The sequence below is a fragment of the Pseudomonas sp. GT1P32 genome, from assembly GCF_054897805.1.
Genome location: NZ_CM142704.1, coordinates 1,681,538 through 1,697,865 on the forward strand (window position 1 = coordinate 1,681,538; position 16,328 = coordinate 1,697,865).

15 protein-coding genes are annotated in these 16,328 nt (G+C 59.3%); 6 read left to right on the top strand and 9 right to left on the bottom strand.

Going from position 1 to position 16,328, the window contains the following annotated elements; translation table 11 throughout:
- The first annotated feature begins 63 nt into the window (after positions 1 to 63).
- Positions 64 to 1,245, top strand: a complete 1,182-nt coding sequence (locus tag ACYZUC_RS07590) for a hypothetical protein (RefSeq protein WP_461994758.1) — start codon at positions 64 to 66, stop codon at positions 1,243 to 1,245.
- 218 nt (positions 1,246 to 1,463) lie between these two features.
- Positions 1,464 to 2,339 carry a LysR substrate-binding domain-containing protein gene (locus tag ACYZUC_RS07595; RefSeq protein WP_461994760.1) on the top strand — a complete coding sequence of 292 codons (876 nt, stop codon included), beginning with the start codon at positions 1,464 to 1,466 and terminating at the stop codon, positions 2,337 to 2,339.
- 58 nt (positions 2,340 to 2,397) lie between these two features.
- On the opposite strand, the gene ACYZUC_RS07600 is transcribed toward ACYZUC_RS07595, so the two are convergent.
- From ACYZUC_RS07600 to ACYZUC_RS07630, 7 genes are all read right to left on the bottom strand, one after another.
- Positions 2,398 to 3,939 carry a hypothetical protein gene (locus ACYZUC_RS07600; protein ID WP_461994762.1) on the bottom strand — a complete coding sequence of 514 codons (1,542 nt, stop codon included), beginning with the start codon at positions 3,937 to 3,939 and terminating at the stop codon, positions 2,398 to 2,400.
- 215 nt (positions 3,940 to 4,154) lie between these two features.
- Positions 4,155 to 5,588: an NAD-dependent succinate-semialdehyde dehydrogenase gene (locus tag ACYZUC_RS07605; RefSeq protein ID WP_461994763.1), complete on the bottom strand. Its 1,434-nt coding sequence runs from the start codon at positions 5,586 to 5,588 to the stop codon at positions 4,155 to 4,157.
- Complete coding sequence (locus ACYZUC_RS07610) at positions 5,585 to 6,619, bottom strand: aldo/keto reductase (protein WP_392887898.1); 1,035 nt, start codon at positions 6,617 to 6,619, stop codon at positions 5,585 to 5,587. The genes ACYZUC_RS07605 and ACYZUC_RS07610 overlap by 4 nt, the downstream gene beginning before the upstream one ends.
- A 10-nt stretch (positions 6,620 to 6,629) precedes the next feature.
- Positions 6,630 to 7,142 carry a formaldehyde-activating enzyme gene (fae, locus tag ACYZUC_RS07615; protein ID WP_008043405.1) on the bottom strand — a complete coding sequence of 171 codons (513 nt, stop codon included), beginning with the start codon at positions 7,140 to 7,142 and terminating at the stop codon, positions 6,630 to 6,632.
- A 357-nt stretch (positions 7,143 to 7,499) separates the two neighbouring features.
- A complete protein-coding gene (locus ACYZUC_RS07620; RefSeq protein WP_461994765.1) occupies positions 7,500 to 7,784 on the bottom strand; it encodes a pentapeptide MXKDX repeat protein in 285 nt (94 codons plus the stop codon).
- Between the two features lie 71 nt (positions 7,785 to 7,855).
- A complete protein-coding gene (locus ACYZUC_RS07625; RefSeq protein ID WP_223413950.1) occupies positions 7,856 to 8,635 on the bottom strand; it encodes a molybdopterin-dependent oxidoreductase in 780 nt (259 codons plus the stop codon).
- Positions 8,632 to 9,240 (bottom strand): cytochrome b/b6 domain-containing protein, encoded by a 609-nt coding sequence (locus ACYZUC_RS07630; protein ID WP_461994767.1) that lies wholly within the window; start codon positions 9,238 to 9,240, stop codon positions 8,632 to 8,634. The genes ACYZUC_RS07625 and ACYZUC_RS07630 overlap by 4 nt, the downstream gene beginning before the upstream one ends.
- Positions 9,241 to 9,509: 269 nt before the next feature.
- On the opposite strand from ACYZUC_RS07630, the gene ACYZUC_RS07635 reads away from it, so the two are divergent.
- Entirely contained in the window at positions 9,510 to 10,445 is a 936-nt protein-coding gene (locus ACYZUC_RS07635; RefSeq protein ID WP_461994769.1) for a class I SAM-dependent methyltransferase, read from the top strand.
- Between the two features lie 116 nt (positions 10,446 to 10,561).
- On the opposite strand, the gene ACYZUC_RS07640 is transcribed toward ACYZUC_RS07635, so the two are convergent.
- Positions 10,562 to 11,335 (bottom strand): helix-turn-helix transcriptional regulator, encoded by a 774-nt coding sequence (locus ACYZUC_RS07640; RefSeq protein ID WP_461994771.1) that lies wholly within the window; start codon positions 11,333 to 11,335, stop codon positions 10,562 to 10,564.
- A 111-nt stretch (positions 11,336 to 11,446) separates the two neighbouring features.
- Here ACYZUC_RS07640 and ACYZUC_RS07645 point away from each other — a divergent pair, with 111 nt between their 5' ends.
- Complete coding sequence (locus tag ACYZUC_RS07645) at positions 11,447 to 12,550, top strand: polyamine ABC transporter substrate-binding protein (RefSeq protein ID WP_461994773.1); 1,104 nt, start codon at positions 11,447 to 11,449, stop codon at positions 12,548 to 12,550.
- A 127-nt stretch (positions 12,551 to 12,677) separates the two neighbouring features.
- Positions 12,678 to 13,793 carry a DmpA family aminopeptidase gene (locus ACYZUC_RS07650; RefSeq protein WP_461994775.1) on the top strand — a complete coding sequence of 372 codons (1,116 nt, stop codon included), beginning with the start codon at positions 12,678 to 12,680 and terminating at the stop codon, positions 13,791 to 13,793.
- Positions 13,794 to 15,053: 1,260 nt separating this feature from the next.
- On the opposite strand, the gene ACYZUC_RS07655 is transcribed toward ACYZUC_RS07650, so the two are convergent.
- Entirely contained in the window at positions 15,054 to 15,671 is a 618-nt protein-coding gene (locus ACYZUC_RS07655) for a TetR/AcrR family transcriptional regulator (protein ID WP_461996679.1), read from the bottom strand.
- Positions 15,672 to 15,834: 163 nt separating this feature from the next.
- Here ACYZUC_RS07655 and ACYZUC_RS07660 point away from each other — a divergent pair, with 163 nt between their 5' ends.
- Positions 15,835 to 16,275 (top strand): hotdog fold domain-containing protein, encoded by a 441-nt coding sequence (locus ACYZUC_RS07660; RefSeq protein WP_461994777.1) that lies wholly within the window; start codon positions 15,835 to 15,837, stop codon positions 16,273 to 16,275.
- Positions 16,276 to 16,328: the final 53 nt, after the last annotated feature.

Genomic DNA, 16,328 nt, shown 5'->3' on the forward strand with positions numbered 1-16,328 from the left:
GCAGCGTTCGCTGCGGCATGGGTTGCTGTTGCCAACAATAATCAGAAAATCGGGAGTATCACAGTGCGCGCAATCACCCCTCGTGCTATCCGTTCCATTGCTTTGATTCCGGTGTTCGGCGCCTTCGCCGCCCCGGCCATGGCGGTTCAAGTGACCGACAACCTCGACCTCGGCGGCGCCGTGCGCGCCCGTTGGGACTATGACCCGGACCGCGACATCCAGAAATTCGGCCTGGACACCGTGTTCCTCAGCGCCAAGTACAACTCCGACACTTGGATCGGTGAGGCGCAGTACCGTTTCTACGGACGCTCCTACCCTTACCAGTACACCAAGGACTACGGCGACATCCAGTTCGCCAAGTACGCGTGGGCCGGCTACAAGTTCAACCCGGACCAGCAAGTGCAGGTGGGTTTGAACACCGTGCCGTTCGGTTTGCAGCCGTACTTCGGCAGCACCTTCTACGAAACCCTCGGCAACGTCATCGGCCTGGAAGATGTGCAACAGATCGGCGCCAAGTACATCCAGCAAAGCGGCGACTGGAACGTCCAGGCCGGCTACTACCTGCGCCCGGCGTGGCAAGGCAAAGGCACCAGTAAAGGCGTGACGTATTCCAGCGTGGTGTCCGGGGCGGACAGCTACGTGGGCGACGGCAGCGACAACCAGGAACGCAACACCATCGTACTTCGGGTGGCCAAGGCGCTAGACCTGGGGCCGTGGAAATCCGAAGTCGGGATCTCTGGCCTGACCTCGACCCTGGAGAACAAGGACACCGACAACGACGGCCGACGCAACGCCGTGGCCGTGCACTACCTGGGCAAGAACGGTCCGTGGGGTGTGCAACTGCAAGCGGCGCGGCAACAGATGTCGCCGCGCAACGCCGGCACCGATGAATTGGTGACGCTGGGCGGTTACGACGGCACTTACAACGTCGCCAGTCGCGGCAATTTGTACGTGGCGGACCTGAGCTACGACGTCAGCGGCAAATACTTGTTCGATCTGGTCAGCGGCGTGAAGCTGTACGCCAACTACAGCGCCTTCGACAAATCCGCCGATGAGTTCAAGACCTCACAACGGATGATTCTCGGCACCTCGTTTTCCTTCAGCAAATTGTGGATCGCGACCGAGTGGCTGTACGGCAAGAATGACCCGTACATCGGTGGCAGCAGCTACACCCAGAGCCTGGGCGCTGGCGGGACGGATCATTGGGAGAATCAGCTGTACATGAACATCGGGTATTACTTCTGATCCGGGATTTTTGGCGTCCTTGAGGACGCCTTCGCGGGCAAGCCTCGCTCCTACAGGGATCACCGAACCTGTAGGAGCGAGGCTTGCCCGCGAAAGCGTCAGCCCAAACAACACTTGCATCCCCTCCTTCCAGATAGTCAGATAGGCACCACAAAACCATCCAAAAACAACAAACCGGCCCAACGCAGCATCCGAGGCCGGTGCGGAGCCCTCCTTCCATGCGTCAACTCCCCTCGCTCAACATGCTGCGCGTCTTCGAAGAGGTCGCGCGGCATCGTAGTTTCAGCCAGGCAGCCTTGGGGTTGAACGTCACCCAGGGCGCGGTGAGTCGTCAGATCAAGCAACTCGAAGACTACCTCGGCGTGGCGCTGTTCATCCGCACCCCACAAGGCCTGTCCCTGACCGAAACCGGTCTCGCCCTCTCCCCGCAACTGAGCGACGCCTTCGACCACGTCGAACGTGCCCTGCAAGCCGTGCGCGTGCCCAACCTGCGCCAACGCCTGCGCATCGTCGCACCGCCGACCTGGGCCACGCGCTGGTTGTCGGCGCACCTGCGCGCCTTTTGCCAACGCTACCCGGACATCAGCCTGAGCGTGACCAACCAAAGCGGCCACGAAAACCTTGCGGAAATCGACTGCCACATTCGCTTCGGCCTCGAAGCGGCCAGCCACTGCAGCAGCCAGTTACTGGTGATGGAACGGCACATGGCGGTGGCCAGTCCGGAGTTGTTCGTCAACGGCCAACCGCCGGACTTGCGGCGGTTTCCCTTGCTGCACATCCTGCATGACGGCAAACGGTTGAAGGTCTGGGAGAACTGGCTCGCGGCAATGGGCCGGGACGATGTCGATGCGGGGCAAGGGCTGGAATTCAGCACGCTGGATCAGGTGATCCACACCGCACTGGCGGGTGGCGGACTAGCCGTGATTGACCGGCAGATGATCGAGAAGGAATTGGCGAATGGCAGTTTGTTACCGATCACTCCGGTGGAAGTGATCGGGCCGTATGGCTATTGGCTGGATGTGGCGAATGACAAGCAAGGGTTGTCGAAAGTGCGGTTGTTTACGGAGTGGCTAGGGGTGGTCAGCAATCCCTGATGTCATTACTACTCCGTCACAACAAGATCGATCTGAAAATCTGCGGATCCGGTCAAACTTAGTCATCATTTGGCAGCTTGATCTGAAAATACTCAAGCCTGAATCGAAACTCTTCATTCAGCCTCGCCAAAAATTGCTCAGTAATCTCGTCAAGGACTGGCTCCGCAACGATAATTAGTCTTTCGGGCTCGAACCCGCCTGGACGATATGCATATTCAAGCAGCTGCCCTAAAGCTTCTCTAACAGCGCTCGCCGCCGTCAATGTCACCTTGATCTCATATAGAAAACAACGGTTATCAGCTAGTCGAACCAGAGCGTCCGCATACCCTCCCGAACCAGTCGCGTGCTCCGTTTTAACGTGTTGTTTACCATATTGATCGCACAACAAACCATACAAGTGAGTTTGAAGCCTGTTATGACGCAGCAACACTTGACGGGATGTCGCGGGCAAATCAACAACCGTATCTGGGGAGCGCTCCGCATGTCCTGGAATAAAAGGAATACGCCGATCGGCCGTACGTAAATGCTCAAACACGAACCATGGAAACATACTGCGAAAAACATTCTCGCCTTCAAAGGCATCAATGGAATCCATATGCGCCATCAATGCCTGAGCCTTCTGCGCCCAGTTTCCACTCGGCACGGAAAACCCGGTATGAGCACAGAACCATGGAAGTACCTGCTCGTGTTTTTCCTCCACAACCAACGTGTGATATCGCTCTGGATGAATCGCCGCAAACGCGCGGGCGATCAACAGCATAGGCAGCTTTGTTATTAAACCCTCATCACGCCACTCCGCTAGTCGACGCACGATGGTCTGAAAGGTTTCAGGGCTGCCATCCACGGAAATTTCCGCCGTCAGTGCCTCGAATTGAGCTCGCAAGGAGTCGATCTTCGCCATTCCCAGCACACCCTGTGCCGCATTGCTCACACCGTTATCCCGCTCACTCCAAACCAGATCCATAACATCGACAACTCGACCACTTTCCAGTCCCAGACGGATCTTGTTTATCGTCTCGGTGTAGTGAGGCTTCCAAGTACTTTGGAATCTGTTTTCCGGGTTTTTGAACCGCTCAATAAGCAGTAATGCCTCAGCGTCAGGAATGGGGGGCGGAGAATAGAACTCGCGAAAACTGACATCCTTGTTTGAAACAACGCTTTCGTGTTTGACACCAGTGAGACGGGCTTGCGCCGCCATGACCGCCTGATTGGAAAACTCCTCCGGGTACTGATTGATAATCGCCTCGAAACTGTGTGCCCCCAGACCTGCTTGAGCGAGTTCGGTATATCCACGAGAGGGTCGCTGGGCAATGACCATTCGTTCGGCGGCAAGCAGGGCACCATGTTCTCGTATCATCTTTCGGGTCCGGTTAGCTCGATACGCTTTGCCGGCAACTGTTCCTTGCAGATCCTCATAAATGTAAAGTGCCTTGGCAATGGCAATCTCTGCAGGGGTCGTGTACCCCTCTTCTTTCGCTTGAAGATCCAGCGCCCGATCAAGTGCCTTGGTCTCGGCGTCAAGATCACCAAGACGCTTGGCATTGCTGGCAAAAATTTTTGCTTCCCGCGAGGTTTTGATTCGAGCGATGGTCTCGTCCAAAACATGGCTCCATTGACAGTGGCTGCGAAGTGAGATGTGGCGGCGTACACAGTACGCCACTCTCACGACACGATGCAGGTGAATTCTGCCAACGGAAATTTTCGTTCAGTGCCATCCACTGGCATTGCACAAACTCAGCTGCAAACCTGACATCCGAGACGACACAAAATCCTGTGGGTGCGAGCAGGCTCGCTCCCACAGCGTGGGTCGTGCTGTTACAGACCGCCCATCAGCAGGTATTTGAGTTCCAGGTAGTCATCCAGACCGTACTTCGACCCCTCGCGACCGAGGCCCGATTCCTTGATGCCGCCGAACGGCGCCACTTCCGTGGAAATGATCCCTTCGTTGATCCCGACCATGCCAGCTTCGAGGCCTTCGGCCATGCGCCACACGCGGCCAATGTCGCGGCTGTAGAAATACGCCGACAAACCGTACGGCGTGTCGTTGGCCTTTTGCAGCACTTCGGCTTCGTCCTTGAAGCGGAAACAAGCGGCCACCGGGCCGAAGGTTTCGTCCTGGGCAATCAGCATTTCGCTGTTGGCTTCGGCGAGGATGGTCGGCTCGTAAAAAGTCCCGCCGAGTGCGTGGCGACGGCCGCCGCACAACAGTTTGGCGCCCTTCTCCAGCGCGTCGCCGACGTGCAGTTCAACCTTGGCCAGCGCCGCCGCGTTGATCAGCGGACCTTGCTCCGTTTCGCCGTCCAGCGCACTGCCGACGCGCATCGCCGCCACGGCTTCAGCGAGTTTGCCGGTGAAGGCTTCGTAGACGCCGTCCTGAATGAAGAAGCGGTTCACGCAGACACAGGTTTGCCCGGTGTTGCGGAATTTCGAGGCCATCGCACCTTTGACGGCGGCGTCCAGATCGGCGTCGTCGAAGACAATGAACGGCGCATTGCCGCCCAGTTCCAGCGAGACTTTTTTCAGGGTGTCGGCGGCCTGACGCATCAGCAATTTGCCGGTGCGGGTGGAGCCGGTGAACGACAGTTTGCGCACGATGCCCGAGGCTTGCAGCGCCCCGCCAATCGCCACGGCATCGCCGGAAACAACGTTGAACACACCGGCCGGAATGCCTGCCTGCTCGGCCAGTACCGCCAGAGCGAATGCCGACAACGGCGTCTCTTCCGAGGGTTTGAGAATCATCGTGCAACCGGCCGCCAGCGCCGGGCCGACCTTGCGGGTGACCATCGCGAGCGGGAAGTTCCACGGGGTGATCGCAGCGACCACGCCGATGGCTTCCTTGACCACGATGATCCGCGCGTCAGCCTTGTGGCTCGGGATCACGTCGCCGTAAGCGCGCTTGGCTTCTTCGGCAAACCACTCCAGAAAGCTTGCGGCGTAGACCACTTCACCCATGGCTTCGGCAAGCGGTTTGCCCTGCTCGCGGCTGAGCAAGGTGGCCAAATCCTTCTGGTTGCTCAGCATCAGCTCGCTCCAGCGCTTGAGCTTCTGGCTGCGTTCCTTAGCGGTCAACTTGCGCCAGGCCGGCAACGCACGGTTGGCGGCGTCGATGGCGCGGTTGGTTTCTTCAGCGCCGGCCTTTTGTACGTCGGTGATCAACTCGCCATTGGCTGGGTTCAGCACCGGGTAAGTGGCACCACCGCTGGACCATTGGCCGTCGATGAAATTGCCGTGACGGATCAACGCGCTCATGCCACAGCCTCGGTCAGGTTGAAGCGCTCAAGACCCGGACGGGCCGAACGCAAGATTCGTTTGCCGGCGGTGTAATCGTTGATCACGTCGCACGGGGTGTAATTGCGTTCCAGCTCGTGCAGCTCTTCGGCATCGAGTTTGGTTTCCAGCGCGGCCAGGGCGCTGTCGAACTGCTCGGTGGTGTCAGCGCCGACGAGCATGCAATCCACACCGGGATGGTTGGCGACCCAGGCCTGAGCGATCTGTGCGTTGGACACACCACGGGCACGGGCCACGCGTTGTACCGAATGGGCGATTTCGAACGAGGCTTCGTCGCTGTACATCTGCTGAGTGAAGAAGTCGGTCTGGTTGCGGGTCGACTGCGCATCACCAGTCAGCAAGCCACGGGCCAGCGGGCTGAATACCGAGACGCCCAAACCCTGGTCGCGGCAGAACGGAATCATCTCGCGTTCTTCTTCGCGGTAGGCGCAGTTCAGTTGCAGCTGCATGTTGATCGGTTTGACCCAACCGTTGCGCTCGCAGGCCATGAGGATTTTCGCCAGCTGCCCGGTGAGCATGGTCGACACGCCAATGTAACGCGCCTTGCCGGAACGCACGATGTCATTCATCGCGCTCATGGTTTCTTCGACCGGGGTGTTCACGTCGAAGTAATGCAGCATGAACACGTCGACATAATCCATGTTCAGACGCTTAAGCGACGCATCGATGCTGTCCATGATGTGCTTGCGCGAATGGCCGCTGGCGTTGATCCCGGAGCGGGTGCCATAGCCGACTTTGGTGGTGATCACCAGGTCTTCGCGACGGGCCAGGCGCTTGACGATGCGCCCCACCACTTCCTCGCCGACACCGGCGGAATAGAAGTCCGCGAGGTCGATGAAGTTCACGCCGTTGTCCAGCGCGTGCGCGACGATCGGTTCGCTTTTCTTCTCGTCGAAGATCCACGGTTTCCAATCCGGGGTGCCCATGTTCATGGTACCCAGGCACAGGCGGGAGACTTCAAGGCCGGAGTTGCCCAAACGAATGTATTGCATGGCTCGGACCTCAGGCTTTTGGCGTGTAGAAAGGGTTGCTGATGTGATTGACCACATCCGCCAGTTGCGCGGTTTCCGGTTTGCCGGTCAGCGCGGCACGGATCGCCGTGCGGCAGGCGTTGTAGTTGTTCAGGTAGACCGCATCGAGGTCGTCGCACGCCGGGTTGACCCAGTTCGCGGTGACGATGGCCCACTCGTCTTCGGCTTCCGGCGGCAAGGTGCCGTCGAGCAGCGCTTCAAGCACCGCTTTGGCGATGCCGGCCTGCGACGCGCCCCAGGTGGCGTTGCCGTGCAGGTCACTGCTGATCGCGGCTTTGTTCACGTAAAGGGTCATCGGCTTGACCGGGATGTTCGGCTGAGCGATCACCATGAACGGGCAATGGCCCTGGCTTGGCGATGCCAGGCTGTTGGCAAACGCCTGCCCTGCCGGGCCGTTGCGCGGGCCGATCAAAATGTTGATGTGCGCGGCGTTCACGCCTGGGCCTTCGAAACCTTCACCGATGTACAGGTCGAGTTCTTTCATGGGTCGTTACTCTTCAGTGATTTTCTGGATGATCAGAAGTGCACGCAGACTGAGGAAGTCGCGTGGGGTTGGTCGGGGGTTGAAGAGCGCAGGACGTGGCGGAGGGAATCAGTCATGGGTGCAAACGCTCTTTTTTGTTGTTGATGAGCTGTGTTTGCGATTTTTTAACACTGGGGGTTGGTAGGGCTGTAACCATTAAAAGTCATGGGGCCATGACTAAAAGTCATACCCTGAAATGCATAACACTGTAGGAGCAGAGCTTGCTCGCGAAGACGGAGTGTCAGCCGACATCATCGTTGCCTGATACACCGCTTTCGCGAGCAAGCTCTGCTCCTACAGGGATCGCGTTGTAATGGATTATTGCGACATGGCGTCTTTTTTCATGGCGTCCTTGGACATCGCGTCTTTTTTCATCCCGTCCTTGCTCATGGGGTCCTTGGACATGGTGTCTTTCTTCATCGTGTCGTTGGACATCGAATCCTTTTTCATCATCGAGTCTTTTTTCATGGCGTCCTTGGACATCGAATCTTTGCTCATGCTGTCCTTGCTCATGCCATCACTGGTTGTCGTCTCGGCGGCAAACACGCTAGCGGCGCCTACGGCGAGGCACATGGACAATACGACGGTGGTCAACTTTTTCATGATGAAACTCCTTGAAGCACAGGTTGCGATTGAACGCAGCGTGAGCCGCGCGGTGAAGTTGGCGAGCGCCGTCAGCTGCCACCGAACCAGTTGTAGCCCTGGTCTTCCCAGTAGCCGCCGCTGTAGGTGTTGCTGACGAAAATCGCCTGAATGTGTTTGGGGTTCTTGTAGCCGAGCTTGGTGGGCATGCGCAGCTTCATCGGGAAGCCGTATTCGCGCGGCAGCACCGCGCCGTCATAGGTCAGCGCCAGCAAGGTCTGCGAGTGCAGCGCGGTGGCCATGTCGATGCTGGTGTAGTAATCGTCGGCGCATTTGAAACCGACATATTTGGCATCGGTGTCGGCTCCGACCCGTTTGAGGAAATCGCTGAACCGCACGCCGCCCCAGCGCCCGATCGCGCTCCAGCCTTCGACGCAGATATGCCGGGTGATCTGCTCGTTCTGCGCCATCGCGCGCAACTCTTCGAGGCGCCAGCTGCGCTTGTCGGCGACCAGGCCGGTGACTTCCAGTCGATAGCTTTCTTCCTCGACGGTCGGCGCCTCGTCGATGCCATAGAAAGCGTTGAAGGGAAACGGCCGGGTGATCATCGATGCCGGATAGGTCGGTGCCAGTGCATTGGGATTGAACAGCCAGCCCTGCACCCGATCGTTGAACCGCGACATGGATGACAACGCGGTCTCGACGCTTTCGTTGTCGGTCAGGTTGCAGCCCGACAACATGGCCACGCCGCCGAGGGTCAGCCCACGCATCAGGAACGAGCGGCGCGAGCGGTCTTCGATCTGCGGCGCAATGATTTTCCGGGCGTCTTTGAGGATGGATGACTCATCCAGGCCTTCGATGGGCTTTTTCATACGGGCTCCTTGCGACCGATAATCATGGCCAGCAGCGTTTTTGGAACGAGCGCGACCATCACCAGATGCACCGCGACAAACGCCACCAACAGCGCCATCGCGATGAAATGCACATGCCGCGCCGCGTCGTAACCGCCGAGTAATTCACGCAACAGCGGAAACTGGACGGACTTCCACAACACCAGTCCGGAGACCACCAACAGCGTGATATCGAGCATCACGAACAGGTAAGCCAGCCGTTGCACCTGGTTGTAATGACTCAGGTCGGCATGCCCCAGCCGCCCGCGCAATGCAGCCCACAGGTCCTGCAGAACACCTTTGGGTGACACCGGGAAAAAACGTCGAGAGAGACGACCGCTGGCGAGGTTGATGATCAGGTAGACAAGGCCGTTGATGGCGAGGAACCACATCGCCGCGAAATGCCATTGCAACGCCCCGCCGAGCCAGCCGCCCAGCGTGATGCCCTTGGGAAAACTGAAGTCGTAAAGCGGCGATGCGTTGTAGATGCGCCAACCGCTGGTGACCATGACCAGCACCGCCAGGGCGTTCAGCCAATGGGTCAGGCGCAGCCAGCGCGGATGGGATGAAGCAGGTATCGGCGACATGATCGGCTCCCGGCGGTTGTTGTTATTCGTTGGAGCCGAGTATGGGAGCCGACAGATCGCCAAATCCTCACGTAAAGTTAAATTAATCGTGATAACTAACCCGAAAACCTGTGGGAGCGAGCCTGCTCGCGAAAGCGGAGTGTCAGTCGACATCATTGTTTCCTGGTACACCGCTTTCGCGAGCAAGTCGGATCGCCGCACCGCCGCTCCCACAGTTTTTGTGCATTTGTGGTTAAAATGCCGCCCCCTCAAATGACCGACACCGCCCGATGAATTCAGACGCGCTCACCATCCTCCACGACCATCTGCTGACCGCCCTGGCCGCGGCACCCGCAGAAACCCGCCGACTGTTCCACGGTCGCGGACGGTGCTGGCCGGGGCTGGAGCAATTGACCGTCGACTGGCTGCAAGGCGTGGTGCTGGTGTCGCTGTTCAAAGAGCCCGAAGCGGTGCAACTCGATGAGCTGAAACTACGGCTTATGGAAATCACCCAGTCACCCGAGTGGACGCAATCCGGTGCGCATACCCTGGCGCTGCAACATCGCTATCTGCTGCAAAGCACCACTGAATGGCTGGTCGGGGAAGTCATCGATGACATGACCATCACCGAAGGCGGCCTGCGTTATCGCGTGGACCTAGGGCGCAAGCAGAACACCGGGCTGTTCCTCGACATGCGTTACGGCCGCGATTGGGTGCGCGCCAATGCCGAGGGCAAGCGCGTGTTGAACCTGTTTGCCTACACCTGCGGTTTTTCCGTGGCGGCCATCGAGGGCGGTGCCGAGCACGTGGTCAACCTGGACATGTCCAGCCCGGCCCTGAACCGTGGCCGCGACAATCACCGGCTCAACGGCCACGACATGAGCAAGGTGAGTTTCCTCGGCCACGACCTGTTCAAGTCCTGGGGCAAAGTGATCGGTAAAGGCCCTTATGACCTGGTGATCATCGATCCGCCGTCCTTCCAGAAAGGCAGTTTTCTGCTGACCAAGGATTACCAGCGCGTGCTGCGTCGGTTACCGGAATTGCTCACGCCACAGGGCACGGTGCTGGCTTGCATGAACGACCCGGCGTTTGGCGCGGATTTCCTGATTGATGGCGTCATGCGCGAGGCACCGAGCCTGCGGTTCGAGCACCGGCTGGAGAATCCGCCGGAGTTTCCGGATGCGGATGTCGAGTGCGGGTTGAAGGCGTTGGTGTTCCGGCAGTAATACCGAGTCGCCCCCATCGCGAGCAGGCTCGCTCCCACAGTTGACCGCGTTCCAATGTGGGAGTGACGGTGCGACGATTCGACCTGCTCGCGAAGGCGATTGAACATCCAACGCATCTATCGCGGCTGCAACACCAACGCAAACAACTCCCCATGCCCGTTCACGTTGAGCTTGTGATAGACGTTGCGTCGATGCACTTTCACCGTTTCCGGCGAGATCCCCAATTGCTGGGCAATCGCCTTGCTTGAAAAGCCTTGAAGAATCAGGCGCGCCGTTTCGATTTCGCGCACCGTCAAACGCGCATCGAAACGATCCAGCAACGTCGCCAGATCCCCGGCCACAGCTTCGGCAACCGGGCCTTCTGGCGGCATCAATTGCAGGTGACGGCGCATCGCCGCCAACACCCAGTCACGCACACAGAGCAGACGGCCTTGCTCTTCCAGGGTGAAACGCGTCGAACGACCGAGTGACAAACCGAGCACGGCATCGTCGATGTTGATCATGAACTGCAACTCATCATCGCCCACCACCGAGCGGAAGTAACTCAGGTAGTACTCGCTCTGCTGAAACTGGTCTGGCGCCAGCGATTCGAGGCTGTGCAAGCCATCGGCAATGCCTGCACACGCGGCCTGATAAAACGGATCAAGCAGGTACATGCCCGCGCTGTAACCGGCCAATTCCTCATGCTCGTCGGCGCTGCCCTTGGCGTCGAAATCGATCAGCAGGCGCGGCACTCGCCCCGGCCTCATCACCGCAACCAGTGCGTTGTCCAGCGGCACCAGCAACCGCAGCATGTCGACCAGTGCGCGCCAGAAACCGTCCTGGCCCAACGCGCCAAACACACGTGCCAGGCCCAGGTGCACTGGCAACTCTTTCAGCAACGCGTCCACGCTCTACCCCTTTCGAGTAACCCATGATGGGAATGGGTGAGTCCCCGGCCTGCCGATACGCTGCAAGCACCTGTTCATCACCGGCCTGCAGCAGGCCAGGAGTGCCGCATCATGAGTCGTCGCCATCAACAGATCAATCTCGGGCTGAGCGCCTGTTTGTGCGTTTCGCTGTCGGCGTTGGCTGCCGAAGGCCCGACGGTTCACGTTTACAACTGGTACGACTATATCGGCCCCAACACCCTGCACGACTTTAAGCGCGACACTGGGATCGAGCCGGTTTACGACACCTTCGACAGCGCCGAAGTGCTGGAAGGAAAACTGCTCACCAGCCGCAGCGGCTACGACGTGGTGGTGGCCAGCAACTTCAGCCTGCCGACGCTGATCAAGGCCGGCGCCCTGGCGCCGTTGCCCCACGCGCAGATGCCTGATTTCAAGAACATGGACACCGACCTGCTGGCGAAACTGGCCAACAACGATCCGGGCAATCAGTACGCCGTGCCGTACCTGTGGGGCACCAACGGCATCGGCTACAACGTCGATAAAGTCCGCGCCGCGCTGGGCGACAAGGCACCGGTGGATTCCTGGGAGCTGGTGTTCAACGAAGCCAACCTGGCCAAACTCGGTCAGTGCGGCGTGGCCATGCTCGACTCGCCGTCGGAGATGCTGCCGGTGGCCCTGCACTACCTCGGCCTGCCGCCCAACAGCACCAATCCCGAGGACTACAAGAAGGCCGAAGCGCTGCTGCTCAAACTGCGTCCGCACATCGCCTATTTCAACTCATCGAAATTCATCAGCGACCTGGCCAACGGCAACATCTGCGTCGCGGTGGGTTGGTCCGGCGCGATGCTGGAAGCCAAGACCAACGCCGAGCAGGCCAACAACGGCGTGAAGATCGCCTACAGCCTGCCGAAGGAAGGCGCGCCGGTGTGGTTCGACACCCTCGTGTTGCTCAAGGACGCGCCGCACCCGCAGCAGGGTCTGGCCTTCATCGACTACCTGATGCGCCCTGAAGTGATTGCCCCGGTCAGTGATCACCTCAACTACCCCAACGGTAACCGCAGCGCCACGGTGCTGGTGGCCGAAGCGACTCGCAATAACCCGGCGGTGTACCCGTCCGCGCAAGCCTTGGCCACGTTATTCACCCTCCAGCCACTGCCGCCGGCTACCGAGCGCGTGCGTACGCGGATCTGGAGCAAGGTCAAAAACGGTCAGTGAACCCGCTTTTGTAGGAGCCAGCTTGCTGGCGATGGCGTCCTCAAGAGTGCTTCGCCAGCAAGCTGGCTCCTACAGGTTCGAATGCCTCCAGTTATTTTTCTGCCACGAATTGAAGATGAGAGAAACAATGAAACCACGTGCCCGCGACCTGAACCTCCAGTTCGGCCAACTGCAACCCGGCCCACTCAACGCTATCACCGATGTACCCGGCGTGCGGGTCGGCCACAGCAATGTGCGAGGTCGCACCGCCAACGGTCGCGACATCCTGACCGGCGTCACCGTGATCGAGCCGCGTGCCGGTTCCACCAGCCAGCAACCGTGTTTTGCCGGCGTCCATGTGCTCAACGGCAACGGCGACGCCACAGGTCTGGAATGGATCCGCGAAGCGGGTCTGCTCACCAGCCCGATCGCCTTCACCAACACCCACAGCCTGGGCGTGGTGCGCGATGCGTTGATTGTGCTGGACCGCGAACAGCAACCGGATGACGGGCGACTTTACTGGAACATGCCGGTGGTGCTGGAAACCTTCGACGGCTTGCTCAACGACATCAACGGTTTCCACGTCAAACCCGAGCACGTGGCCCAAGCCCTGCGCACGGCGGCAAGCGGGCCGGTGAAAGAAGGTGCGGTGGGTGGCGGCAGCGGCATGATCTGTCACGAGTTCAAGGGCGGCATCGGCACCGCTTCGCGGCGTTTGAATGCCGCTCAGGGTGGCTGGACGGTGGGTGCCATCGTCCAGGCCAACCACGGCATCCGCAACGAATTACGCGTCGACGGTTACCCGGTCGGGCGCTATATGGAAAAGGCTGACTCACCATTCCTCAAGGCATCGCTGCCGCATCCGGGCATGGGTTCGATTGTGGTGTGCCTGGCCACCGATGCACCGTTGCTGCCACATCAATGCACCCGCCTCGCCCAGCGCGCCAGCCTCGGTCTGGCGCGGACCGGTGGCGGCAACGAAGACCACAGCGGCGATATCTTCATTGCCTTTGCGACCGGCAACGATGTGCCGCCCGCTGCTTATGAGAGCAAGAAGGCGCCGACAACCGAGAACCTGAGCATGGTCAACAACGACCACATCAGCGAGTTGTTCCTTGCCGCTACCGAAGCCGTGGAAGAGGCAATCATCAACGCCCTGCTGGCCTGCGACACCGCCGAGGGCAATGGCCATGCGGTGCCGGGGCTGGACGCCGAAACACTGCTCAACGCCTTGCATCGTGCCGGCTGGCCGGGACGCGACTAGCGGTACTTGAGTGCCAAACGCCATCTTCCTACGATGATTCTACGCAGCCGTTTGTTTGCTCAACTCGAGCGGTTGCGTAGGTGGTGAGTGATCTGAACCCCTACCAAGCTCACCGCCTGTTTCACGTGCATCTTGAGCCTCAAAGGCTCTACTTTTTCCCCATCAAAGAGCCTTGAGGCTCTTTTTTTTTGCACGGGTGAAAGATCAGAAAAAGCCCGGCATCTGATCGTAATGCTGTTTAGTTAAGAAGTTTGGGGGATTGGATGGGGGGGCATATCCGTTGCTGCGGTAACGGCTGCTGGCGGTTTCGCTTTTACAGCGAGTCACTTGGAAAAGCCCCAAGTAACCAAGGGCTCTTGCCCCTTTCGTTCGGTGCCTCGCTAAGGCTCGCCATGCCCTCGCTCCGGTCCTGCTCCGTGGGCCCGCCGCCATCGGCCATCCATGGCCGGGGGCGGCTAACCCGGCATCCATGCCGGGTTGCCCACTGCGCAGAACCTCCACTCGGCCTCTCGAGGGGGCGACTACCGCCACAGCCGCCGAGGCGGCCTGAAAGCCGACCTGGCTGTTCAGTCGTGCGTGCGCTCCTACACTGTGGTGGCCCCGCTAATTTTGGATGTTTGCACATTCCCCCTGTAGGAGCCGGCTTGCTGGCGATGGCGCCTGTTCAGCCAATACATACGTTGACTGACCCACCGCTATCGCCAGCAAGCCGGCTCCTACACGGGGATTGGGTTCACACGATTCAAAATTGTAGGAGCTGGCTTGCCGGCGATGGAGGTCAACGATAACGCGGGCTGTCTGAATGAACGCGTTGTCCGGTCGTTTTTCGCGGGCAAGCCTCGCTCCTACAGGGAATCGAGTGCGCTTTTGCTTTTCACCACTCATCAGGCCGAGCGTTAGCTCGCCTTCAGCTTTTGATCTGGCGGTACACGCCCCCTCGAGAGGCCGAGCGCAGGTTCTGCGCAGTAGGCAACCCGGCATGGATGCCGGGTTAGCCGCGCACGGCCAGGGATGGCCGATCGCGGCGGGCCCACGGAGCAGGACCGGAGCGAGGGCATGCCGAGCCTAGGCGAGGCACCGAACGAAAGGGGCAAGAGCCCTTGGTTACTTGGGGCTCTTCCAAGTGACTCGCTGTAAAAGCGAAACCAATAGCCGCCGTTACCGCAGCAACGGATATGCCCCCATTCAAAGCCTCCCGTTAGCGCATCCCCCTGAGCCCAAGTGAACGCCATTGCCGCATCAGACCAGGCTTTTTGCTGGTCAACCGCCGGAAATCGATCGCCACGCCGCTTGTGCAAGCTCGTCCCTGTACACCTTCGGACTGCCCTTCACCCTGCCCGATAACCACGTCCTGCAATAGTTGTCTGCCTGACCAATGATCAGCGACAGCATCAATTCGCCCGGAAAACCTTTCAATTCATCGCCTCTGGCCGAATCCGACAGCCATTCCAGCAATTGCTTGTTGCGCATCTTGTTACGGGTAGCCAGTTCGTCCTTGAAAGGCCCCTTCGTGACAGCGAATCGCGCGTGGTACTGAAACCGCGCCCATTCGGGTTGGCTGTCGACCCAATCCACGTAACTGTGTACCAACGCATGCACGCCCTCTTGCGTGGTTTTCGCCTCGCTCAAATAGCTGTCGCGCAGCCTGGCCTGATCATCCAGGGCGGTGAAAAACAGCGCGGCCACCAACCCTTCCTTGTTCCCGAAGTGGTGATAAATCGCGCCCACGCTGGTGTCGCATTCGGCGCGGATCATTTCAATGGTCGTGGCCTCGATCCCCTGCTCGTTGAACAGGGCGAGGGCCTTTCGAAAAATATCGCGCTTGAGTTCGGCGCGTCTTCCGGGGTAGCAGCGCTCGAGTAAATCTGACGTTTCCATGCTCAACACAGTCCCAAAAAATCGATGGAGAAGGCAGATGACTGCCATCGGACACGTGGCGACAGGTTGACAGATTTCCCGCCGACAGAATACTGTTCCGTCACAGAACATTATTCTGTTACGGAACATCATTCTGCTTTCAGCCCCTCAGTGAGGTTTCAAAATGAGTCAGTTTCTCAGCATGTTCAACAGCGCCGGCCCGCAAGCATTCAGCAAAATGGCCTGTCAGGTTGCGCCCTACTTCAGCACCATCAACCCGCTGGTCACAGAGTTGCGCAAAGGCTGCGCGACGGTGCAGGTGCCGTTCGCCAAGGAAATCACCAACCACTTGGGCACCGTGCACGCGATCGCGATGTGCAATGCGGCTGAATTGGCGGCGGGAATGATGACCGACGTGTCGATTCCCGAAGGCGCACGCTGGATTCCAAAAGGCATGACAGTGGAGTACCTGGCGAAGGCAAAAACCGACGTGACGGCGGTGGCCGATGGGGGCTCCGTGGACTGGACCACGGAAGGCGACAAGCTCGTGCCGGTGGACATTCACGACGTCGAGGGCAAGAAGGTGTTCACGGCGCGGATCACCATGAACGTGAAGCTTTCCTGAAATTTGCCATGGCCCAATGTGGGAGCGGGCTTGCTCCCACAGTTGATTGAGTT